This window comes from Mycobacterium talmoniae (genome assembly GCF_001854525.1).
Classification (GTDB): Bacteria; Actinomycetota; Actinomycetes; order Mycobacteriales; family Mycobacteriaceae; genus Mycobacterium; species Mycobacterium talmoniae.
In genome coordinates this window covers 1-22,706 of sequence record NZ_MLQM01000079.1, presented here as the reverse complement: position 1 = coordinate 22,706, position 22,706 = coordinate 1, and the positions used below count along the sequence as shown (strand labels likewise).

Annotated in this window: 18 protein-coding genes, 1 other RNA gene and 1 pseudogene; 10 read left to right on the top strand and 10 right to left on the bottom strand. The window is 70.4% G+C overall.

Annotated features, from left to right (window positions below; all coding sequences use genetic code 11):
• Positions 1–85 precede the first annotated feature (85 nt).
• An RNA gene (gene rnpB, locus BKN37_RS15180) (RNase P RNA component class A) lies at positions 86–496 on the top strand.
• On the opposite strand, the pseudogene BKN37_RS15175 reads toward rnpB, so the two are convergent.
• A pseudogene (locus BKN37_RS15175) lies at positions 490–1,905 on the bottom strand (CYTH and CHAD domain-containing protein); the annotation flags it as partial. The gene rnpB and the pseudogene BKN37_RS15175 sit on opposite strands and share 7 nt — an antisense overlap.
• 90 nt (positions 1,906–1,995) lie before the next feature.
• Positions 1,996–2,832 (bottom strand): 3-methyl-2-oxobutanoate hydroxymethyltransferase, encoded by an 837-nt coding sequence (gene panB, locus BKN37_RS15170; RefSeq protein ID WP_071027271.1) that lies wholly within the window; start codon positions 2,830–2,832, stop codon positions 1,996–1,998.
• A gap of 194 nt (positions 2,833–3,026) precedes the next feature.
• Between panB and BKN37_RS15165 the strand changes: the two genes are divergently transcribed.
• The 7 genes from BKN37_RS15165 to BKN37_RS15135 all read left to right on the top strand — a co-directional run bounded on the left by BKN37_RS15165 (position 3,027) and on the right by BKN37_RS15135 (position 13,635).
• Entirely contained in the window at positions 3,027–4,418 is a 1,392-nt protein-coding gene (locus tag BKN37_RS15165) for a WS/DGAT/MGAT family O-acyltransferase (protein ID WP_071027269.1), read from the top strand.
• Between the two features lie 49 nt (positions 4,419–4,467).
• On the top strand, positions 4,468–6,012 hold the full coding sequence (locus BKN37_RS15160; protein ID WP_071027267.1) for an alpha/beta hydrolase: 1,545 nt from the start codon (positions 4,468–4,470) through the stop codon (positions 6,010–6,012).
• Between the two features lie 160 nt (positions 6,013–6,172).
• Complete coding sequence (locus BKN37_RS15155) at positions 6,173–7,693, top strand: alpha/beta hydrolase (protein WP_423212798.1); 1,521 nt, start codon at positions 6,173–6,175, stop codon at positions 7,691–7,693.
• Between the two features lie 20 nt (positions 7,694–7,713).
• On the top strand, positions 7,714–9,054 hold the full coding sequence (gene glnA / locus BKN37_RS15150; RefSeq protein ID WP_071027263.1) for a type I glutamate--ammonia ligase: 1,341 nt from the start codon (positions 7,714–7,716) through the stop codon (positions 9,052–9,054).
• A 26-nt stretch (positions 9,055–9,080) separates the two neighbouring features.
• The gene (locus BKN37_RS15145; protein ID WP_207547245.1) at positions 9,081–12,047 is read left to right on the top strand and encodes a bifunctional [glutamine synthetase] adenylyltransferase/[glutamine synthetase]-adenylyl-L-tyrosine phosphorylase; all 2,967 of its coding nucleotides are present in this window, start codon (positions 9,081–9,083) and stop codon (positions 12,045–12,047) included.
• Positions 12,048–12,151: 104 nt separating this feature from the next.
• Positions 12,152–12,781 (top strand): PaaI family thioesterase, encoded by a 630-nt coding sequence (locus BKN37_RS15140; RefSeq protein WP_071027260.1) that lies wholly within the window; start codon positions 12,152–12,154, stop codon positions 12,779–12,781.
• Positions 12,778–13,635, top strand: coding sequence for a TIGR03619 family F420-dependent LLM class oxidoreductase (locus BKN37_RS15135; protein ID WP_071027257.1), 858 nt, complete (start codon positions 12,778–12,780; stop codon positions 13,633–13,635). Before BKN37_RS15140 ends, BKN37_RS15135 begins: the two co-directional genes overlap by 4 nt.
• 84 nt (positions 13,636–13,719) lie before the next feature.
• Here BKN37_RS15135 and BKN37_RS15130 read toward each other — a convergent pair whose 3' ends face one another.
• A complete protein-coding gene (locus tag BKN37_RS15130; protein ID WP_071027255.1) occupies positions 13,720–14,871 on the bottom strand; it encodes an acyl-CoA dehydrogenase family protein in 1,152 nt (383 codons plus the stop codon).
• Between the two features lie 9 nt (positions 14,872–14,880).
• Positions 14,881–15,303 (bottom strand): DoxX family protein, encoded by a 423-nt coding sequence (locus tag BKN37_RS15125; protein ID WP_071027252.1) that lies wholly within the window; start codon positions 15,301–15,303, stop codon positions 14,881–14,883.
• Between the two features lie 79 nt (positions 15,304–15,382).
• Here BKN37_RS15125 and BKN37_RS15120 point away from each other — a divergent pair, with 79 nt between their 5' ends.
• Positions 15,383–16,234, top strand: a complete 852-nt coding sequence (locus tag BKN37_RS15120; RefSeq protein WP_071027250.1) for an endonuclease domain-containing protein — start codon at positions 15,383–15,385, stop codon at positions 16,232–16,234.
• Between the two features lie 81 nt (positions 16,235–16,315).
• On the opposite strand, the gene glnA (BKN37_RS15115) is transcribed toward BKN37_RS15120, so the two are convergent.
• The gene (gene glnA / locus BKN37_RS15115; RefSeq protein ID WP_071027248.1) at positions 16,316–17,752 is read right to left on the bottom strand and encodes a type I glutamate--ammonia ligase; all 1,437 of its coding nucleotides are present in this window, start codon (positions 17,750–17,752) and stop codon (positions 16,316–16,318) included.
• Between the two features lie 146 nt (positions 17,753–17,898).
• On the opposite strand from glnA (BKN37_RS15115), the gene BKN37_RS15110 reads away from it, so the two are divergent.
• Positions 17,899–18,360 carry an RDD family protein gene (locus BKN37_RS15110; RefSeq protein WP_071027246.1) on the top strand — a complete coding sequence of 154 codons (462 nt, stop codon included), beginning with the start codon at positions 17,899–17,901 and terminating at the stop codon, positions 18,358–18,360.
• A gap of 12 nt (positions 18,361–18,372) precedes the next feature.
• Here BKN37_RS15110 and BKN37_RS15105 read toward each other — a convergent pair whose 3' ends face one another.
• The 5 genes from BKN37_RS15105 to sucB all read right to left on the bottom strand — a co-directional run.
• Positions 18,373–19,125, bottom strand: coding sequence for a DUF4191 domain-containing protein (locus BKN37_RS15105; RefSeq protein ID WP_071027244.1), 753 nt, complete (start codon positions 19,123–19,125; stop codon positions 18,373–18,375).
• Positions 19,126–19,151: 26 nt separating this feature from the next.
• Positions 19,152–20,090 carry a lipoyl synthase gene (gene lipA / locus BKN37_RS15100; protein WP_071027242.1) on the bottom strand — a complete coding sequence of 313 codons (939 nt, stop codon included), beginning with the start codon at positions 20,088–20,090 and terminating at the stop codon, positions 19,152–19,154.
• Positions 20,087–20,785, bottom strand: a complete 699-nt coding sequence (gene lipB / locus BKN37_RS15095; RefSeq protein ID WP_071027240.1) for a lipoyl(octanoyl) transferase LipB — start codon at positions 20,783–20,785, stop codon at positions 20,087–20,089. Before lipB ends, lipA begins: the two co-directional genes overlap by 4 nt.
• A gap of 13 nt (positions 20,786–20,798) precedes the next feature.
• Entirely contained in the window at positions 20,799–21,704 is a 906-nt protein-coding gene (locus BKN37_RS15090) for a TIGR01777 family oxidoreductase (protein WP_071027238.1), read from the bottom strand.
• A gap of 15 nt (positions 21,705–21,719) precedes the next feature.
• On the bottom strand, positions 21,720–22,706 hold a 987-nt coding region (sucB, locus tag BKN37_RS15085), incomplete at its 5' end, for a 2-oxoglutarate dehydrogenase, E2 component, dihydrolipoamide succinyltransferase (protein ID WP_071027236.1).

The window sequence follows — 22,706 nt, the reverse complement described above, 5'->3', positions numbered from 1 at the left end:
CCCGCCACGCCCGCCCGCCCCCCCCACCCCCCCCAACCCCCCCCGCCGATAGAGCCGCCGGCGGCGCCGGAGGGGTAAGCGCGGACGAGTTGGCCGGGCGGCCGCGGCGCGCGGGCCGATCCGATGGGGGATCGGGTTGGTGCGGGCGTCGAGGAAAGTCCGGACTTCACAGAGCGGGGTGATTGTTAACAGCAATCCGAGGTGACTCGCGGGATAGTGCCACAGAAAACAGACCGCCACTTCGGTGGTAAGGGTGAAACGGTGCGGTAAGAGCGCACCAGCATCCCGGGTGACCGGGGTGGCTCGGTAAACCCCACCCGAAGCAAGGCCAAGAAGACCGCAGTGGGGGTGTGGTCGCGCAGGCGTTTGAGGGTTGCTCGCCCGAGCCTGCGGGTAGGCCGCTTGAGGCACCCGGTGACGGTGTGTCCAGATGGATGGTCGCCGCCGCGCCGGTATCGGCGCGGAACAGAATCCGGCTTACAGGCCAGCTCGTCCGCCCCGGTGCGTCGCCTTGTCCAGCTTGCGCAGCTTGCGACCGAGTTTGGCCCGGCAGCGGCGGGCGAGCTCGTCCTCCCGCAGATACAGCACGCCGTAGCTGAACGTGTCTTCCCCGGCCGCGACCGCCGCGTCGGCCTGCTGGAGCAGATGCGCCCGGCTCACCACGCTGTCCTGATGCTCCCCGAGCAGCGTTTGAACCGCCTTGGCGCGCTTGGCCACCCGCGGCGCCTTCGTCGCGGCCGCGGTGTAGCGGAGACGCTTGGCACGCTTGCGGATCCGGTGCAGGGCGTCGTCCCGGTAATCGGCGGCCTTGGCGGCCTTGACGGCTTTGCGCACCCGCCGATACGCGTCGCCGACGTTGGCCGGCGCGGCGTGATCCCGGGCCCCGGCCAGCAGGTCGTCGAGCCCGTCGAGCAGCCGAAAGTAGCGCGGGGAGCGCATCGCGGCCAGCGCCCGCCGCCGCCCGGCCTGATACCGCTGGGCGGCGCCGTCGACCAGGCGTTCGCGCACCGGGCCGCGCACCAGATCCGGCGGCAACTCGTCGAGGGCGCGCCGGTAGCGCTGCGCGAGCACCTCGGCGTCGCGGGCCACGCCCAGCACCGCGGCCAACTCCCGCAGCTCGTCGAGCAGGCCCGAGGCCGCGGAGTCCCGCAGCAAGCTGCGGATCTTGCGGGTGGCCACCCGCATCTGGTGCACCGCATCCTCGGTGTCGGCGCGCACCGCGCGGTCCCACACCAGCAGCTGGTCGACCTGCTCGGCCACGGCGCGGTGGATCGGATCGGTCGGCGGCGCACCCGCCTGGTCCGGGGCACTGGCCAGCACCCGCGCCAGCTTGGAGCCGAATCCGGCCGGGGCGGCCCCCGCGTCGCGCAGCCGGGTGCTCAACTGGTCCAGCAGCGCGACGTCGGCCTGCCCGAGCTCCAGTTCCCATTCCCGCCAGCGCTGTTCGGCGCCGTCGTCGGTCCAGGCGCTGACCCGGTCGTCGCAGAACTCGGCCAGCACCGCACCGTCGGCGCCGTGTAGCGCCGCGACCCGGCGGGTGGTGCTGATCCGCGCGACCGGGGCCAGCGGCCGGTCCCGCACGATCGCCAACACCACATCGCGCAGCTCGGCGGGCACCTCGTCGCCGGCGGACAGCGGGACCCGCACCTCGGTGCGGGCCTCGGGGCCGGCGGGCAACTTCAGGTGCCAGCCGGCGTCGGCGCCGCCGGTGCGGCGGCGCAACGTGATGCGCCGGGCCGCCAGATCCCGTGCCGGCGTGTCAAAATACACCGCGTCCAGGGTGTGCGGCGGCGACGGGTCGATGCGGGCCACCGTCGCGATGCCGTCAAACGACGGGGACATGGTGGCGTCGTCGACGTCGAACTTGCGCTCTACCTCCAGATGACGCGCAGGCACGACGTCCAGCCTGCCACATCCGGGATCGCGTCGAGACCGTACTGAGAGCGTATTTTTCGTCGCGGCGACGCGCTGGAGACCGGCCGGGCGCACAACCGCCTAGAAGCTGTGCTCCTCGGCGGGGAACACCCCGTCGGCCACTTCGGCAGCGTATTGCACCGCCGCGCTGCGCAATTCGTCGCCGATGTGGCCGAACCGCTTGACGAAACGGGCGGTTTTGCCGCTGGTCAGCCCGGCCATGTCCTGCCACACCAGCACCTGGGCGTCGCAGTTGGGGCCGGCCCCGATCCCGACGGTGGGGATGGTCAGCTTGCCGGTGATCTGGGTGGCCAGTTCGGCCGGCACCATCTCCATCACCACCGCGAACGCGCCGGCCTCCGCCACGGCGATCGCATCGTGAACGGTCTGCTCGGCGGCGTCGCCGCGGCCCTGCACCCGGAAACCGCCCAGGGTGTTGACGCTTTGCGGGGTGAAACCGATGTGCGCCATCACCGGGATCCCGGCCGCGGTCAAGGTGGCGATCTGCTCGGCGACCCGCTCGCCGCCTTCCAGCTTGATCGCGTGCACCCCGGCCTCCTTCATGAACCGGGTGGCGGCGGCCAGCGCCGCGGCCGGCCCGGCCTCGTAGCTGCCGAACGGCAGGTCGGCCACCACCAGCGCGTGCGGGGCGCCGCGCACCACCGCGCGGGCCAGCGGAATCAGCTCGTCGATCGAGATCGGCACGGTGGTGTCGTAGCCGTAGACGACGTTGGCGGCGGAATCACCGACCAGCAGCACCGGGATGCCGGCGTCATCGAAGATGCGGGCGGTGGAGTAGTCGTAGGCGGTGAGCATGGCCCACTTGTGGCCTTCGGCCTTCATCTGCTGCAGGTGCGGGATGCGGGTCTGGGTGCGGCGCGCGGGGGCACCGGACCCGTAAACGGTGTGTTCAGACATCACTGTCCTTTGTGGTCGGGTCGATCCTCGTGGCCCTATCGGGTCCCCGGGTTCGTCTGACCCTGCCAGTCTGCCACCCGCCGCGACGCGGGTGAACTCCGCCGGGCAGTGGATTTGCTCACAATGCGGTCCCCGGCGCCGCTGGTTAGGCGATTCGCGCGCCGGCGCGGGTTTGCCCACCTAACATCGGCGGCATGCAGCGGCTCAGCGGCCTCGACGCCAGCTTCCTCTACCTGGAAACCCCGTCCCAGCCCCTCCATGTGTGCTCGATCCTGGAACTGGATGCCTCCACCATGCCGGGCGGCTACACCTTCGACCGGCTGCGGGACGCGTTGGCGGTGCGGATGAAGGCGATGCCGTCGTTCCGGGAGAAGCTCGCCGATCACCCGCTCAACCTCGACCACCCGGTGTGGGTGGAAGACACCAGCTTCGACGTGGACCGGCACCTGCACCGGATCGGGTTGCCGCCGCCGGGCGGGCGCATCGAGCTGGCCGAGATCTGCGGCCACATCGCGTCGTTGCCGCTGGATCGCAGCCGACCGCTGTGGGAAACCTGGGTGATCGAGGGCCTCGACGGCAGCGACGCGCAGCAGGGTGGACGGCTGGCGGTGATGACCAAGGTGCACCACGCCGGCGTGGACGGGGTCACCGGCGCCAACCTGATGTCGCAGCTGTGCAGCACCGAAGCCGACGCACCGGAACCCGAACCGGTCGACGGGGTCGGCGACGCCACGTCGCTGGAGATCGCGGCCAGCGGGCTGGTGCGGTTCGCCACCCGGCCGTGGCATTTGGCCAACGTGTTGCCGACCACGGTGTCGTCGGTGGTCAAAACCCTGCAGCGGGTCGCCTCCGGTTCCACGATGGCGCCCCCGTTCGCCGCGCCGCGCACCGTGTTCAACGACACCGTCACCGGGCACCGCAACATCGCCTACGCCTCACTGGATCTGGGTGCGGTCAAGAAGGTCAAGGACCATTTCGGGGTCAAGGTCAACGACGTGGTGATGGCGCTGGTGTCCGGGGTGCTGCGGCAATTCCTGATCGACCGCGACGAACTGCCGGAGTCGTCGCTGGTGGCGATGGTGCCGGTGTCGGTGCACGGCAAGTCCGACCGGCCCGGACGCAACCAGGTGTCGGGCATGTTCTCCCGCCTGGAAACCCAGATCGCCGACCCGGCCGAGCGGCTGGAGGCCATCGCCGCGGCGAATTCGGTGGCCAAACAACACAGTTCGGCGATCGGCGCCACCCTGCTGCAGGACTGGACCCAGTTCGCCGCGCCCGCGGTGTTCGGGGTGGCGATGCGGCTGTACGCCAAGACCCGGCTGACCTCCAGCCGCCCGGTGCACAACCTGGTGATCTCCAACGTGCCGGGACCGCAGGCGCCGCTGTACTTTTTGGGCTGCGCGATCGACGCCATGTACCCGCTGGGCCCGATCTTTCACGGTTCGGGCCTCAACATCACCGTGATGTCGCTGCACGGCAAACTCAACGTCGGGCTGATCGCCTGCCCGGAATTGGTGCCGGACCTGTGGGACCTGGCCGACGGCTTCGGCGTCGGGATGGAAGAACTGCTGGCGGCCGCGCGGTAGCCGCCCGGTTACCCGGGGCGGGGATGCGCGCATGGCAGCATAGGGCGGCATGGGCCTGCCTCGCCGCGACGCGCTTGCGCGCACCACGCTGATCTGCCTGGTTTTGACCGTGACCGCCGCGCTGGTGTTCATCATCACCAAGGACCGCGTCGTCACCGGGCGTGCGGTGATGCCCGGCCCGGCGCTCAACCAGCCGCTGCAGTGGGGCGGCTGCCACGTTTCGGCCGGTAGCACGGTGAAGCTGCCCAAGGACGCGCAGTGCGGTGCGGTCGCGGTGCCGGTGGATTACGACCATCTGGACGGCGAGACCGCAAAACTGGCCGTGATCCGGTTCCCGGCCACCGGTGCCCGGATCGGTTCGCTGGTGATCAACCCCGGCGGGCCCGGCGAGTCGGGCATCGAGGCCGCGGTGAACATCGTCAAGAGCCTGCCGACGCGGGTGCGGGAGCGGTTCGACCTGGTCGGGTTCGATCCGCGCGGGGTGGCCTCGTCACGGCCGCAGGTGTGGTGCAACTCCGACGCCGACAACGACCGGCTGCGCGCCGACCCGCAGGTCGACTACAGCCCCGCCGGTGTGGAACACATCGAAAACGAGACCAAGGCCTACGTGCAGCGCTGCATCGAAAAGACCGGCACCAAATTCCTGGCCAACATCGGCACGGTCAACGTGGCCCGGGATTTGGACGCGCTGCGCGCCGCGCTGGGCGACGACAAATTGACCTACCTGGGCTACTCGTACGGCACCCGGATCGGCTCGGCCTACGCCGAGGCCTACCCGCAGAACGTGCGGGCGATGATCCTCGACGGCGCCATTGACCCCAACGCCGACCCGATGGAGGAAGACCTGCGGCAGGCCGCGTCGTTCCAGGACGCGTTCAACAACTACTCCGCCGACTGCGCCAAGACACCGACCTGCCCGCTGGGCACCGACCCGGCCAAGGCCGTCGACGTCTACCACAGCCTGGTCAACCCGCTGGTCGAGAAGCCGGCGCCGACCAAGGACCCGCGCGGGCTGAGCTACAGCGACGCCATCGTGGGCACGATCATGGCGCTGTACTCGCCGTCGTTCTGGTCGCATCTGACCGACGGGTTGACCGAGCTGGTGCACGGCCACGGCGACACCCTGCTGCTGCTGGCCGACATCTACATGCAACGGGATTCCAAGGGGCACTACAGCAACGCCACCGACGCCCGGGTGGCGGTCAACTGCGTCGACCAGCCCCCGGTCCGCGACCGCGCGAAGGTGATCGAGGAAGACCGCCGCTCCCGTGAGGTGGCCCCGTTTTTGAGCTACGGCGAGTTCACCGGTGACGCGCCGCTGAGCACCTGCGCGTTTTGGCCGGTGCCGCCGACCAGCGAACCGCACACCATCTCCGCGCCCGGCCTGCCGCCGACCATGGTCGTCTCGACCACCCACGACCCGGCCACGCCGTATCAGGCCGGGGTCGATCTGGCCCACCAGTTGCATGCCGGGCTGCTCACCTTCGAGGGCACCCAGCACACCGTGGTGTTCGAGGGCAACGACTGCGTCGACAAGTTCGCCGGCGCCTACCTGATCGACGGCACCGTGCCGCCGGAGGGCGCCAAGTGCTGACCGGTCCGTCCCGGCGAGGCTGAATCCTGCGACGCGACGCCCGCGTGTCGCGTCGCAGGATTCCCTCTCGCGCCGCCGGACGGTGATTAGAGACCCAGGCGTGACGTTTCCGAGACCCACCGGCGCCCCCCGCCATGCGACGATGACACGCGTGTGGCGCATGAGACTGTTGAGCTCTGCGCTGCTCTCCTTTGCGCTGGCCGCGGTGGTGACCGCGGTGCCGACCACGCACGCCGCCCCGGATTCCGGCCAGGCCGCCGAGCCGGGGGCGGCGGCGCCGCAGCCGGGGTGGGGCAGCTGCGCGCCGTTCATCGGTGCCACCGGCGACCTGCCCACCGCGCGCTGCACCCGGGTGGCGGTGCCGATCGACTACGACCATCCCGACGGCCAGCAGGCCCAGCTGGCGATGATCCGGATCCCGGCGACCGGGCAGCGGATCGGGACGCTGCTGATCAACCCGGGCGGGCCGGGCGCCTCGGCCGTCGACACGGTGGCCGGGATGGGCCCGTCGCTGGCGAAGACCCCGATCGGCAGCCACTTCGACCTGGTCGGGTTCGATCCGCGCGGCGTCGGGCATTCCACCCCGGAGCTGCGGTGCCGCACCGACGCCGAGTTCGACGCGTTCCGGCGCGAACCGATGGTCGACTACAGCCCGGCCGGGGTCGCCCACATCGAGGGCATCAACCAGCAGCTGGCTCAGGCGTGCGCGAACCGGATGGGGCTGAACTTCCTGCGCAACGTGGGCACCGTCGCCGCCGCCCGGGATATGGACATGGTGCGTCAGGCGTTGGGCGAGCAGCAGATCAACTACCTGGGCTACAGCTACGGCACCGAGTTGGGCACCGCCTACCTGGAGCGGTTCGGCGAGCACGCCCGGGCCATGGTGCTCGACGGCGCCATCGACCCCAGCGTCGACCCGGTGGCCCAAAACATCAACCAGATGGCCGGTTTCCAGGTGGCGTTCAACGACTACGCCGCCGACTGCGCGAAGTCGCCGGCCTGCCCGCTGGGCACCGACCCGGCCCAGGCCGTCACCCGGTATCACCAGCTGGTCGACCCGCTGGCCGTCCGGCCGGCGGCCACCAAGGATCCGCGCGGGCTGAGCTACGCCGACGCGATCACCGGCACCATCAACGCGCTGTACACCCCGCAGTACTGGAAGTACCTGAGCCTGGGGCTGCTGGGGCTGGCCCGCGGCACCGACCCGGGGGCGCTGCTGGCGCTGGCCGACGACTACCAGGGCCGCAGCCCGGCCGGGCACTACACCAACACCCAGGACGCGTTCAACGCGATCCGCTGCGTGGACGCGCCCGCCCCGACCGACGCGGCGGCCTGGGTCGACGCCGACCGCCAGATCCGTCAGGTGGCCCCGTTTTTGTCCTACGGGGCGTTCACCGGTCACGCGCCGCGGGACCTGTGCGCGCTGTGGCCGGTGCCGGCCACCTCGGCGCCCGGCCCGGCCGCGGCGGTGGCGCCGGGCAAGGCCGTCGTCGTGTCCACCACCCACGACCCGGCCACCCCGTACCAGGCCGGGGTCAACCTGGCCGCCCAGCTCGGCGCCCCGCTGATCACTTTCGACGGCACCCAGCACACCGTGGTGTTCAACGGGGACCGCTGCGTGGACGCCGCCGTGGTGCGCTATTTCGTCGAGGGGACCTCGCCGGGCAACATCCGGTGTTAGGACGCGATACGCTTCGCAGCATGGATCGACAAAAGGAATTCGTGCTGCGCACGCTGGAAGAACGAGACATCCGGTTTGTCCGGCTGTGGTTCACCGACGTGCTCGGTTACCTCAAGTCGGTCGCGATCGCCCCGGCCGAACTGGAGGGCGCCTTCGAGGAGGGGGTCGGCTTCGACGGCTCCTCGATCGAGGGGTTCGCCCGGGTGTCGGAGGCCGATACCGTGGCCCGCCCCGACCCGTCGACCTTCCAGGTGCTGCCCTGGACCACCAGCTCGGGTCACAACCACTCGGCGCGGATGTTCTGCGACATCACCATGCCCGACGGGTCCCCGGCCTGGGCGGACTCGCGCCATGTGCTGCGCCGTCAGCTCAACAAGGCCGGCGACCTGGGCTTCACCTGCTATGTGCACCCCGAGATCGAGTTCTTCTTGCTGGAACCGGGCCCCTACGACGGATCCGAACCCATCCCGACCGACGACGCCGGCTACTTCGACCAGGCGGTGCACGATTCGGCGGCCAACTTCCGCCGGCACGCCATCGAAGCCCTGGAGTCGATGGGGATCTCGGTGGAGTACAGCCACCACGAAAACGCCCCCGGGCAGCAGGAAATCGACCTGCGCTTCGCCGATGCGCTGTCGATGGCCGACAACGTGATGACCTTCCGCTACGTGATCAAGGAGATCGCGCTCAACGAGGGGGTGCGGGCGACGTTCATGCCCAAGCCGTTCGGGCAGCACCCCGGTTCGGCGATGCACACCCACATGAGCCTGTTCGAGGGGGAGGTCAACGCCTTCCACAGCCCCGACGACCCGCTGCAACTGTCCGACATCGCCAAGTCGTTCATCGCCGGAATCCTCGAGCACGCCCCGGAGATCAGCGCGGTCACCAACCAATGGGTCAACTCCTACAAGCGGCTGGTGCACGGCGGGGAGGCCCCCACCGCGGCGTCGTGGGGGGCGTCCAACCGCTCGGCGCTGGTGCGGGTGCCGATGTACAGCCCGCACAAGACGTCGTCGCGGCGCATCGAGGTGCGCAGCCCCGACTCGGCCTGCAACCCCTACCTGGCGTTCGCGGTGCTGCTGGCCGCCGGGCTGCGCGGGGTGGAGAAGAACTACGTGCTGGGCCCGGAGGCCGAGGACAACGTGTGGGACCTCACCCCCGAGGAGCGCCGCGCGATGGGCTACCGGGAGCTGCCGTCCAGCCTGGACGGCGCGCTGCGCGCCATGGAAAGCTCCGAGCTGGTCGCAGAAGCGTTGGGGGAGCAGGTGTTTGACTTCTTCCTGCGCAACAAGCGCACCGAGTGGGCGAACTACCGCAGCCACGTCACCCCGTATGAGCTGAAGACGTATCTGTCGCTGTAGCGCGTCGGCGGTGCGCTACCGTCAAGATCGTGGCCAAACCGACGACGCAGCGGTCGAAGCTTCCCAGTGTCGGGCGCCTGGGGCTGGTCGACCCGAACGCCGGCGCCGGCCTGGCCAAGCTGGGCTGGGACACCGACGCGCACGTCGACGTGCTGTGGGCGCTGTCCCGGGCGCCGGACGCCGACGGCGCGCTGCGCGCCCTGGTCCGGTTGTCCGAAACCGCCGACGTCAACTGGGCTGAGCTCAACGAGCTGCTGCAAACCGACACCAGCCTGCGGGGTCGGCTGTTCGCGGTGCTGGGTTCCTCGCTGGCGTTGGGGGAGCATCTGGTCGCCCACCCGCAGTCCTGGCGGCTGCTGCACGGCGAGATCCGGCTGCCGTCGGCCGACGAATTGCGGGGCCTGCTGGCCGATTCGGTGGCCGGGGTCACCGAGATCGCCGAGGCCATCCCGGCGCTGCGGACCCGTTACCGGGACCGGCTGCTGGTGCTGGCCGCGCTGGATACCGCCCCCACCGTCGAGGACGAGCCGGTGCTGCCGTTCGCCGCGGTCGGCGCCCACCTGTCGGATCTGGCCGACGCCGCACTGGGCGCGGCGCTGACGGTGGCCGCCGCGGCGGTGTGCGGTGACCAGCCCGCGCCGCGGCTGGCGGTGATCGCCATGGGCAAATGCGGTGCCCGCGAACTGAACTACGTGTCCGACGTCGACGTCATCTTCGTCGCCGAGCACGCCGACGCGGTGAGCACCCGGGTGGCCGGGGAGATGATGCGCATCGCCTCGGAGGCGTTCTTCGAAGTGGACGCCGGGCTGCGCCCGGAGGGCCGGCACGGGCAGCTGGTGCGCACCCTGGATTCGCACATCGCCTACTACCAGCGCTGGGCGAAAACCTGGGAGTTCCAGGCGCTGCTGAAGGCCCGCCCGGCCGTCGGGGATGAGGAGCTGGGCCGGGGCTACCTGGACGCGTTGATGCCGATGGTGTGGACCGCTTGTGAGCGTGAGGGGTTCGTCGCCGACGTGCAGGCGATGCGGCGCCGGGTGGAGGAGCTGGTGCCCGCCGACGTCCGTGACCGCGAACTCAAACTGGGCACCGGCGGGCTGCGCGACGTGGAGTTCGCGGTGCAGCTGCTGCAGCTGGTGCACGGCCGCAGCGACGAGTCGCTGCACGTGGCGTCCACGCTGGATGCGTTGGCGGCGTTGGGCGCCGGCGGCTACATCGGCCGCGACGACGCGGCCAACCTGACCGCCTCCTACGAGTTCCTGCGCCTGCTGGAACACCGGCTGCAGTTGCAGCGGCTCAAGCGGACCCACATGCTGCCGGCGTTCGACGACGATGAGGGGCTGCGCTGGCTGGCCCGCGCCGCGCACGTCCTCCCCGACGGCCGCCACGACGCGCTGGGGGTGCTGCGCGAGGAACTCAAACGCCAAACCGTGCGGGTGTCCCGGCTGCACGTCAAACTGTTCTACCAACCGCTGTTGGAGGCGGTCGGCGCGGATCTGGGCCTGTCCCAAGGGCTAAGCCACGAAGCCGCCGAACGCCAGATCGAGGCGTTCGGCTATCAGGCCCCGCAGACCGCGCTGACCCACCTGGCCGCGTTGACCAACCAGAGCGGGCGCCGCGGGCGGGTGCAGTCGGTGCTGCTGCCCACGCTGCTGTACTGGCTGTCGGACACCCCGGACCCCGACGGCGGGCTGCTGGCCTACCGCCGGCTCAGCGAGGCGATGAGCGGCCAGCACTGGTACCTGCGCACCCTGCGCGACAAGCCCGCGGTGGCCAAGCGGCTGATGCGGGTGCTGGGCACCTCGGCCTACATCCCGGAGCTGCTGATGCGGGCGCCCGACGTCATCCAGTCCTACAGCGACGGCCCGTCCGGGCCCAAGCTGCTGGACACCGAACCCGACGCGGTGGCCCGGGCGTTGATCGCCTCCGCGGGCCGCTACACCGACCCGGTGCGCGCGATCGCCGCCGCGCGCAGCCTGCGGCGCTACGAGCTGGCCCGGGTGGCCTCGGCCGACCTGCTCGGCATGCTCGACGTGCGCGACGTGTGCACGGCGCTGACCTCGGTGTGGGTGGCGGTGCTGCAGGCGTCGCTGGAGGCGATCATCCGGGTCAACCTGCCCGAGGACGGCGTCGCCCCGGCGCGCATCGCGGTGATCGGGATGGGCCGGCTGGGTGGGCGGGAGCTGGGCTACGGCTCCGACGCCGACGTGATGTTTGTCTGCGAACCGGTCGACGGGGTGGCGGATTCGGAGGCGGTGCGGTTCGCGGCGTCGGTCGCCGAGCAGGTCCGGGCGCTGCTGGGCACCGCCAGCGTCGACCCGCCGCTGCAGGTCGACACCAACCTGCGCCCGGAGGGCCGCAACGGCCCGCTGGTGCGCACCCTGGCCTCCTACGCCACCTACTACGCGCAGTGGGCCGAGCCGTGGGAGATTCAGGCGCTGCTGCGCGCCCACCGGGTCGCCGGGGATCTCGAGCTGGGTCAGCGGTTTTTGCTGATGGTCGATAAGACCCGGTATCCGGCCGGCGGGGTGTCGGCCGAGGCGGTGCGCGAGATCCGCCGGGTCAAGGCCCGGGTGGACGCCGAGCGGCTGCCGCGCGGCGCGGACCCCAACACCCACACCAAGCTGGGCCGCGGCGGGTTGGCCGATATCGAGTGGACGGTGCAGCTGCTGCAGCTGCGGCACGCCCACGAGATCCCCGCCCTGCACAACACCTCGACGCTGGAGTCGCTGGACGCCATCGAGGCGGCCGCGCTGCTGGACCCCGAGGACGTCGACCTGCTGCGGCAGGCCTGGTTGACGGCGACCCGGGCCCGCAACGCGCTGGTGCTGGTCCGCGGTAAACCCACCGATCAGCTGCCCGGGCCGGGCCGCCAGCTCAACGCGGTGGCGGTGGCCGCCGGCTGGCCCGACGACGACGGCGGGGAATTCCTGGACAACTATCTGCGGGTGACGCGGCGGGCAAAGGCCGTGGTGCGCAAGGTGTTCGGCGACTAGGTTCGCTGGGCGGCCGGCGCCTTGCCGGTGCGCCGCGACCGACGCTTCCGCGCTGGCGTCGACCTCGGCGGCGCCGTGCGGCGGGGTGGTGCTAGTAAGGTTAGATGGACTTCACGTTCGACGTCATCGCCGCCGACGAACACGACCGGCTGCAGGCGCTCTACGCACCGCTGACCCAGGCCATCCGCGACCTCGTGCAGGCCGGCATCCGCACCGGGGTGGACGAGGACTCCATCCGCGAGGCCCAACGCGCCATCGAGGCGGTGACCGCGACCCTGGACCGCATCCACCACGACGACAACCCGCGGATGCGTCACGCCGAGACCGAGCGCCCGGTGGTGTGGGCCAACCCGGTGATCGGGCAGCGCAACGCGCTGGCCCCGCCGCTGACCGTCCACCACGACGGCGACGGGCGGTGCTGGAGCGAGTTCGAGCTGGGCGCCGCCTACGAGGGGCCGCCGGGCTGGGTGCACGGCGGCATCTGTGCGCTGGTGCTCGACCACGTGCTGGGCGAGGCGGCCAGTTCCGGGCTGTCCAAGCCGCTGTTCACCGGGACCATCACCTGCAAATACCTGCGGGGCACCCCGCTGGGCCCACTGCGGGTGGAGGCGTTCGCCGAACGCGTCGAAGGGGTGAAAACCTTTGCCCGCGGCTATCTCAGCGACGCCGACGGGGTCACCGTGGAAGCCGAGGGCGTGTTCATCATGCCGGCCTGGGCGCGGGACGCCGGATGAAGTTCTACATCTCCAGCGCGTTCCTGGATACCGGCGAGATCGTCGAGATCGCCAAGGCCGCCGACGAACTGGGTTATGACGGGATGGCGATCCCGGATCACGTCGTCAACCTGGAGACGCTGGCCACCCCGTACCCCTACACCCGCGACGGGCAGCGGCGCTGGCAGCCGTTCACCGACTGGCCCGACCCGTGGGTGCTGGTCGGGTCGCTGGCACAGGCCACCACCCGGCTGCGGTTCGTCACCACCGTCTACATCCCGGCCATGCGGGATCCCTATTCGGCGGCCAAAGCCATTGGGACCGCCGCGTATCTGTCCGGTGGCCGGGTCGAGCTCGGTGTCGGCGTCGGGTGGTGCGAAGAGGAATTCGCGCTGATGGGGCAGCGGTTCGCCGCGCGCGGCAAACGCACCGACGAGATGCTGGAGCTGATGCGGGCGTTGTGGGCGCCGGGGTGGACGGAGTTTTCCGGCGAGTTCTATGTAACCCCGAAGCTGGAGATGACCCCGACCCCGCCGCCGATCCCGATCTACGTCGGTGGGCTCTCCGAGATCGCGTTGCGCCGCGCCGCGGCCAACGACGGCTGGATCGGGGATCTGATCAAAACCGACCGCGCCATCGAGGTGGCCGGCCGGCTGCGCGCCTTGCGCACCGAAAACGGGTTGTCGATGCAGGATTTCACCATCCTGTCACCGTTGACCGACGCGTTCACCGTCGAGGATTATCAGCGCGCCGAGGCGGCGGGCATCACCGGGGTGCTGACCATGCCGTGGATGTTCTACACCGGGCCGGCGGCCAGCCTCGCCGAGAAGGTCGACGGGATGCGCCGCTTCCGCAAGGATCTCGGGCTGGGGTAGCTGCGCGGTGGCTTTGGTCGCGAGCAGACGCAAAATCGCATTCGCGGGGTTCCCGCAGTGCGATTTTGCGTCTGCTCGCGGGCGCTACAGCGAGCGGGCGATGATGTCCTTCATCACCTCGTTGGCCCCGGCGTAGATGCGCTGCACCCGGGCGTCCTCATACATCCGCGCGATCAGGTATTCGCGCATGTAGCCGTAGCCGCCGTGCAACTGCACGCAGCGGTCGATGACCGCGCACTGCTGGTCGGTCAGCCAGTATTTCGCCATCGCCGCGTCGGTAGCGTCCAGCCGGCCGGCCAGATGCGCTTGGATGCAATGGTCCAAAAAGGTGCGGCAGGTCCGGGCGATGGTGGCGCACTCGGCCAACTCGAACGCGGTGTTCTGGAACTCGAACAGGCTGTGCCCGAACGCCTCCCGGGATTTGGTGTAGGCGATGGTCTCGTCGACGGCGCGCTCCATGCCGCCGACCGCCTGCGCGCCGACGATCAGCCGTTCCTGGGCCAGCTGGGCGATCATCTGCCCGAAACCCTGGCCCTCGGCGGGGCCCAGCAGGTTCGCCACCGGAACGGTGACATCGGTGAACGACAGCTCGGCGGTGTCGGCGCCGTGCTGGCCGACCTTGTCCAGCACCCGGGTCACCTGATAGCCGGGGGTGTCGCGCAGGTCGACGATCAGCAGCGAAATCCCGCGGGCCCCGGCCTTGGGATCGGTTTTGACCGCCAGCACCGCCATATCGGCCGACCCGCCGTTGGTGATGAACGTCTTGGACCCGTTGACCAGATAGGTGTCGCCGTGGCGTACCGCGGTGGTGCGGATGGCTTTCAGGTCGGAGCCGGCCCCGGGCTCGCTCATCCCGATGGCGCCCAGCACCTCGCCGTTGGCCATCGGCGGCAGCCACTGCCGTTTTTGTTCTTCGGTGCCGTACTCCACGAGGTAGTGCGGCACGATGCCGCTGTGCACGGCGATGCCCAGCGACAGGTCACCGGCGTAGCCCTGCGCGTCGAATACCGCCAGGTCGTGGGCGAAGGTGCCACCGCCGCCGCCGTATTCGGCCGGAACCGAGCACAGCAACAGGCCGAGCTTGCCGGCCTCCAGCCACACCGACCGGTCGATGCGGCGCTGGGCGTCCCACTTGTCGACGTGCGCGACCACCTCGCGTTCGAAGAACCCGCGGGCCAGGTCGAATAGTGCCTGCACCTCGTCGTCGTACCAGGACGGGGTGTGCTTGACGGTCATGGCCGAAGACTACCGCCGGGTCCGGCGCCGGGTGTCCAGCGCGTAGGCACCGGGCCCGGTGAACACCAGCAGCAAAAACGCGAAGCAGTACAGCACCGAGGGTTCGCCGCCGCCGTGGCCGCCCTGGGCGGGGTCGATCGGCCACAGCGCGTGCGGCTGGTGCTGCCAGAAGTAGGCGACCGCCATCTGCCCGGAGGCCAGGAAAGCCGCTGGGCGGGTGAACAATCCGACCATGATGAGCAGCCCGGCGACGAATTCGATCACCCCGGCCCACCAGACCGGCCAGATGCCGACCGGCACCCGGGTGGCCACCGGGTAGCCGAATAGCAGCGACGCGCCGTGTGCGGCGTACAGCAGTCCGAACACCGCCCGGAACAGGCTCAACACGGCGGGGGAGTAGCGGTTCAGGGTGGCATGCAGGTCGGTGGCCATGCGCTGAGATTACGGGGTTATCCCCAGCGGTCGGGTGTGGTGCACACCGACACGGCGGCGTTCGGCGACGATCAAGCCTGTGGCCGAACTCGACTGGCTGCTGGGCGGTGACGGGGTGGTGTCGCGCGGCGAACTGGTCGCGGCGGGTGTCCGGGATGCGCAAATCCGCGCACTGGTGGACTCGGACGCGTTGCGGCGGCTGCGGACCGGGTGGTTCGCCGCGCCGCACGCCGACCCGGCGGTGTGCCGTGCGGTGTCGCTGGGCGGGGCGCTGAGCTGCGTCTCCGCGCTGGCCCGCCGCGGCGTGTGGGTGCCCGAACGCGCGGCACGGGCGCTGCACGTGCGCATGAACGGCTACCGGCGGCGCGTGGCCCGCAGCATTTCCGGCGTCCGATTCTGCGCCGGGGTCGGACCGACCTGCCGGGCGGTGGACGGCCTGGAGGCATCGGTGCTCACCGCGACGCACTGCCTGGACGGGGTTGAGCTGACCGCGGTGTTCGATTCACTCCTCAACCAGCGGATTGTCGATCCCGAGCAGCTCCGGCAGCTGCTGGCCGGGCAGTCGGCTCGAGTGCAACGCTGTATGGCGGCGGCCGACGGATCGGCCGAGTCCGGCACGGAAACCGTACTTCGGTTGTACTTTCAGGCCCGCCGAATCGGGTATCGGAGTCAGGTCGTCATCCCCGGAGTGGGGCGGGTCGATTTCCTGGTGGGGCGGCGGCTGCTGGTCGAGGCCGACAGCCGGGCGCACCACGCGGGTGACGGAATCGAGCGGGACCGCAACCGCGACCTTGAGGCGCACCGCCGGGGCTATCTGCCGTTTCGCGCCTCCTACCAGCAGGTGTTCTACCGGTTCGAGGCTGTCGCGGCGGCACTGGACGCGGTCATCGGCCGGGGAGAACACCTGCGTCCTACTGAGATCGACGCCTAAATTTTCCAAACAGCCGATTCTGAGGGCTATAGGCCAATCTGGACGTCGATTTCAGCAGCGAGCCGACCTAGAGAGGTCGACTTACACGTCGTAGTACAGCGCGAACTCGTACGGGTGCGGGCGCACGTTGATCGGGTCGATCTCGTTCTCCCGCTTGTAGCTGATCCAGGTGTGGATCAGGTCGGAGGTGAAAACCCCGCCCTCGGTGAGGTATTCGTGGTCTTCCTCCAGCCGGTCGATCACCGCCGACAGCTGGGTGGGGGCCTGCGGGATGTTGGCGGCCTCGTCGGGCGGCAGCTCGTAGAGGTCCTTGTCGACCGGCGCCTGCGGCTCGATCTTGTTCTTGATGCCGTCGACACCGGCCATCAGCATGGCCGCGAATGCCAGATACGGGTTCCCCGAGGAGTCCGGGCAGCGGAACTCGATGCGCTTGGCCTTCGGGTTGGTCCCGGTGATCGGGATTCGCACACAGGCCGACCGGTTGCGCTGGCTGTACACCAGGTTGATCGGGGCCTCGTAGCCGGGCACCAGCCGCTTGTAGGAGTTCACCGTCGGGTTGGTGAACGCCAGCAGCGACGGGGCGTGGTGCAAGATGCCGCCGATGTAGTGCCGCGCGGTGTCGCTGAGCCCGGCGTAGCCGGCCTCGTCGTAGAACAGCGGTTCGCCGTCCTTCCACAGCGACTGGTGCGCGTGCATGCCGGACCCGTTGTCCCCGAACAGCGGTTTCGGCATGAAGGTGACGGTCTTGCCACTCTGCCAGGCGGTGTTCTTGATGATGTATTTGAACAGCATCAGGTCGTCGGCGGCGTGCAGCAGGGTGTTGAACTTGTAGTTGATCTCGGCCTGGCCGCCGCTGCCCACCTCGTGGTGGCCGCGCTCCAGGGTGAAGCCCGCGTCGATCAGGTTGGTGGTCATCGTGTCGCGCAGGTCGACGTATTGGTCGGTGGGCGCCACCGGGAAGTATCCGCCCTTGGGGCGGACCTTGTAGCCGCGGTTGGGGCGGCCGTCGAGCTCGGTGGCCTGGCCGGTGTTCCACCACCCCGACACCGAGTCCACCTCGTAGAACGAGCCGTTGATGGTGGAGTCGAAGCTCACCGAGTCGAAGATGTAGAACTCGGCTTCGGCGCCGAAGAACGCGGTGTCGGCGATGCCGGTGCTGGTCAGGTAGTTCTCCGCCTTGCGGGCGACGTTGCGCGGGTCCCGCGAGTACGGCTCGCGGGTGAACGGGTCGTGCACGAAGAAGCTCAGGTTCAGCGTCTTGGCCGACCGGAACGGGTCGATCAGCGCGGTGTTGGGGTCGGGCAGCAGCATCATGTCGGATTCGTGGATCGACTGGAAGCCGCGGATCGACGAGCCGTCGAAGGCCAGACCGTCGTCGAAGACGGTCTTGTCGAACGCCGACGCCGGGATGGAGAAGTGCTGCATCACGCCCGGTAGGTCACAGAAGCGGACGTCGATGTATTCGATGTCCTCGTCGGCGACGAGCTTGAGGATGTCGTCGGCCGTCTTGTCGGTCACAGCAGTGTTCTCCTCTACGTTGTAGCCCCACGAAGACGTTATGGAGCCGATGTTGCCCGAACGTAACCGCCTGTTGCGCAGACGTTACGCAACCGCCCCCGGCGCCGCCGAGGTCGGGTAGCCTGCGTCAGCCTAGGGTAGGGGGCGTGGCCCGCACCATTTCATCCTGGTTGTCCGGTCCCGGATCGGCCGAACCGGGGCCGCCGACCGGCTACCCCGGCGAGCGGCTGGGTTTGCCCGAGCACGGCCCGGGGTCGCTGGCGCCGCTCGGACGCCGGCTGCTGGCGCTGCTTGCCGACTGGCTACTGGCCTACGGCCTGGCCGGGCTGGGGCTGGCGTTCGGCGTGGTCACCCCGACCGGGCTGCCGCTCGCGGTGCTGGTGGTGTGGCTGATCCTGGGCGCGGTGTCGGTGCGGCTGTTCAGCTTCACCCCGGGCCAGCTGGTGTGCGGCCTGCAGGTGGCGTCGGTGGACCAGCGCGGTGTCGGGATCGGCCGCGCGGCGGTCCGCGGGGCGCTGATCGCGCTGGTCATCCCGGCTTTGTTCGTCAACGCCGACGGCCGCGGTTTCCAGGATCAGGTGACCCACACCGCGGTGGTGCGGCGCTAACGCGCTAAAAAGCTAGCGCCGCCGCACGGTGCGCTGCACGCCGCGCATCTTGGCCCCCGCCGGCAGCGGCCCCTTGGGCATCCCCGCCATCCCGGTCCGCGACCCCAGCGCGGCCAGCCGCGACTCCAGCGAGTCCAGCTGCTTGACGGTGATATTGGCCGGCAGCTTGCTCAGGTGGCGCTCCAGCTTGGCCAGCGGGACCTCGCCGTCGCCGTTGCCGACGATCACGTCGTAGATCGGGACGTCACCGACCAGCCGGGCGGTGCGTTTCTTCTCCTGCGCCAGCAGTGGCTTGACCCGCGACGGCGACCCCTCGGCGACGAAGATCACACCCGGACGCCCGATCACCCGGTGCACGGCGTCGAAGTGCCCGGTCCCGGCCACCCCCGGGGTGACCCGCCACTTGCCGCGCAGGTTGTCCAGCGCCCAGGCCGCCGCGCCGGCCTGGCCCTCGGCTTTGCGGTAGACCGACCGCTGGGCGCGGCGCCCGAAGATGATGAACGCCACCAGCAGGCCCAGCACCACCCCGAGCGGGATCATCAGGAGCATCGTCGGCCCGCCGGCCGGCACCCCCAGCGCCACCGACCCGGCCACGATCAGCACGAACGCGCCGATCATGTACGGCAGCAGCCGCTTGTCCTCCTTGCGCTGCACGTTAAACGCCTGCCACAGCTGGGTGCGGCGCTCCTTGGCGGCCGCCTTGCGGGCGGCCTTCGCCTCGGCTCGGGCGGCCTTGTTCTCGGCCGTGCTGCGGGGTTTCGCCATAGCTCCCAAGGATAGGAGAACCGCGGTCAGCGCGGGGTCGCGGCCTGTCGGTGCTCGATGGCCTGGGCGTAGAGCCGCCCGGCCCGGTACGACGAGCGCACCAGCGGTCCCGACATCACCCCGGCGAAGCCCAGCCCCTCGGCGTAGCCGGCGTGCTCGACGAACTCCTCGGGTTGGACCCAGCGCTCGACCGGGTGGTGGCGCACCGAGGGCCGCAGGTACTGGGTGATGGTGACCAGCTCGCAGCCGGCGTCGTGCAGCTCGGCTAAAGCGGCACGCACCTCGTCGGGGGTTTCGCCCAGCCCCAGGATGAGGTTGCTCTTGGTGACCAGGCCGGCGTCGCGGGCCGCGGTCAACACGTCCAGGCTGCGCTGATACCGGAAGCCGGGCCGGATCCGCTTGAAGATGCGCGGCACGGTTTCGACGTTGTGCGCCAACACTTCCGGCCGCGATGCGAAGACCTGCGCCAGCAGCTCGGGCGCCCCGTTGAAGTCGGGGATCAGCAGCTCCACCCCGGTCGACGGGTTGAGCGCCTTGATCGCGCGCACCGTCTCGGCGTACAGCCAGGCCCCGCCGTCGGGCAGGTCGTCGCGGGCCACCCCGGTCACGGTGGAATACCGCAGCCCCATCGCCTGCACGCTTTCGGCGACCCGGCGCGGCTCGTCGCGGTCCAGCTCGGCCGGCTTGCCGGTGTCGATCTGGCAGAAGTCGCAGCGCCGGGTGCACTGGTCGCCGCCGATCAAAAAGGTGGCTTCCCGGTCCTCCCAGCATTCGTAGATGTTGGGGCAGCCGGCCTCCTCGCACACCGTGTGCAGGCCTTCGCGGCGGACGAGGTTCTTCAGCTCGGTGTACTCCGGACCCATCCGCGCCCGGGTCTTGATCCACGGCGGCTTGCGTTCGATCGGGGTCTCGGCGTTGCGCACCTCGAGGCGTAGCAGCTTACGACCTTCGGGAGCGACAGTCACAGTGCCGATGCTACCGGGGAAGCGGGGTGCGCACCCACGGCCAGTACCCCGTCCAGCGCGTCGAGCACCGCCGCGGCCACCGGGCCGCGCACCTGCTCGACCCCGACCCGGCGGCCCAGCTCGGCCGACAGCGACGTCACCCCGGCGTCGGTGATGCCGCACGGCACGATCGCCCCGAACCCGCCCAGGTCGCAATCGCAGTTCAGGGCGAACCCGTGCAGCGTCGTCGCGCGCGACACCCGCACCCCGATGGCGGCCACCTTGCGCGCGGGCCGCCCGCCGCCGGCCGGCAACCACACCCCGGACCGGCCGTCGACCCGGCCCGCCGCCAGGCCCAGCCCGGCGCACACCGCGATCAAGGCCTCCTCGAGGCGCCGCACGTAGTTGACCACGTCCAGCGGCTCGGTCAGGCCGATGATCGGATACCCGACCAGCTGGCCCGGGCCGTGCCAGGTGATCTTGCCGCCCCGATCGGTGTCGACGACCGGGGTGCCGTCTACCGGCCGCTCGTGGTCCTCGGTGCGCCGCCCGGCGGTGTACACCGGCGGATGCTCCAACAGCAGCAGGGTGTCGGGGCCGCCGGCCACTCGGGTGTCGGCCAGCTCACGCTGCAGCTGCCAGGCGGCCCGGTAGTCGAGGCGGCCCAGCTGGCGCACGTCGATCGGGGCGGTGCTGGACCGGATGGAGGCGGTCATATCTCGACGGTACCTACACGGTGACCGGGCGCGCGGTGGCGTAGCCCAGCGCTTCGCCAATGGTGTTGTGGTGGAACACGAAACCGCTGGCCTCCAGCACGGCGGGGATGGCCCGCTGCCCGGTCAGCAGTCCCTCGTCGGCGAATTCGCCGAGTGCGGCCCGTACCGCGAAGCCGGGGAACAGCAGCGGGGTGGGGCGGTTGACGGCGCGGCCCAGCGCGGCGGTGAACTCGGCGTTGGTGACCGGCGCCGGCCCGGTGAGGTTCACCGGCCCGGACAGGGTGTCGTGGGTGATCGCGAACAGCAGCGCCCGCACCTCGTCTTCCAGGCTGATCCAGGACATGTACTGGCGGCCGTTGCCCAGCCGCGCACCCAGCCCGAGCCAAAACAGCGGCCGCAGCCGGCCCAGCGCCCCGCCCGACGGGGCCAGCACCAGGCCGGTGCGGGCCAGCACCACCCGCACCCCGGCGTGCGCGGCCGGGGCGGTCGCGTCCTCCCAGTCACAGCACAGCTGGGCCAAAAAACCCGTTCCGGCCGCGGCGGTTTCGTCGACGGTGCGGTCCCGGGTGTGCCCGTAGTAGCCCACCGCGCTGGCGTTGACCAGCACCGGCACGCCGGCGCCGGCCACCGCCTCGGCCAGCACCTCGGTGGGGGTGATGCGGGAATCGCGCAGGCTCTGCTTGAACGCCCCCGACCAGCGCCGCTGACCGACGTTGACGCCGCACAGGTTGACCACGGCGTCGACGCCGCGCAACGCGGTGGCGTCGAATTCGCCGCTTTCCGGATCCCAGTGCAGCTCACCGGCGTTGGCCGGGGTGCGACGCACGATGCGCAGCACGTCGTGGTCGGCGGCGCGCAGCGCCGACACCAGGGCGGAGCCGATCAGCCCCGAGGAACCCGCGATTGCGACCCTGGCCATCGGCTTCGCCCCTCCCTACAGCCCGAGGTCCGCCTCGAACGCGCCCTCTTCGAGCCGGTGTTTGACCGTGGTCAAAAACCGGCCGGCGTCGGCGCCGTCGATCAGCCGGTGGTCGTAGGTCAGCGGCAGGTAACAGACCGAGCGCACCCCGATCGATTCGTTGCCGGCCTCGTCGACGACCACCCGCGGCCGCTTGACGATGGCGCCGGTGCCCAGCATGGCGGCCTGCGGCGGCACCAGGATCGGGGTGTCGAACAGCGCGCCCTGGCTGCCGATGTTGGTGATGGTGAAGGTGCCGCCGGACAGCTCATCGGGCTTGAGGTCACCGCTGCGGGCCCGGTTGGCGATGTCGGCGATCGCCCGCGCCAGCCCGGCCAGCGACAGGTCGCCGGCGTTGTGGATCACCGGCGACAACAGCCCCTGCTCGGTGTCCACCGCGATGCCCAGGTGCTCGGCGTCGTAGTAGGTGATCTCCTTGCTGTCCTCGTTGTAGCTGGCGTTGACGTTGGGGTGGGCCTTGAGCGCGTCGATCACCGCGCGGGCGATGAACGGCAGGTAGGTCAGGTTGACGCCTTCGCGTTCGGCGAAGTCGTTCTTGGCCCGCGCCCGCAGCGCCACGATCCGGGTCATGTCGACCTCGTGGGTTTGGGTGAGTTGCGCTGTGGCCTGCAGGGATTCGCGGGTCTTCTTGGCGGTGATCTGCCGGATCCGGCTGGCCTTGGCGGTGGTGCCGCGCAGGTGCGCCAGCGCCGGCGCCGGGGTCGGGGCGTCGGCCGCCGGGGCCGGGGCGGCCGCCGGTGCCTTCTTCGCCTCTTCCTGCTGCTGGGCCGCGGCCAGCACATCCTGCTTGCGGATGCGCCCGCCGACACCGGTGCCCTTGACCTGCGCTAGGTCGATGCCGTTGTCGGCGGCCAACTTTCGCACCAGCGGCGTGACGTAGGGCGTCTCCGACGATGACGGCGCGGCGGCGGGCTGGGGTGCCGGGGCCGGGGCCGGCTCGGC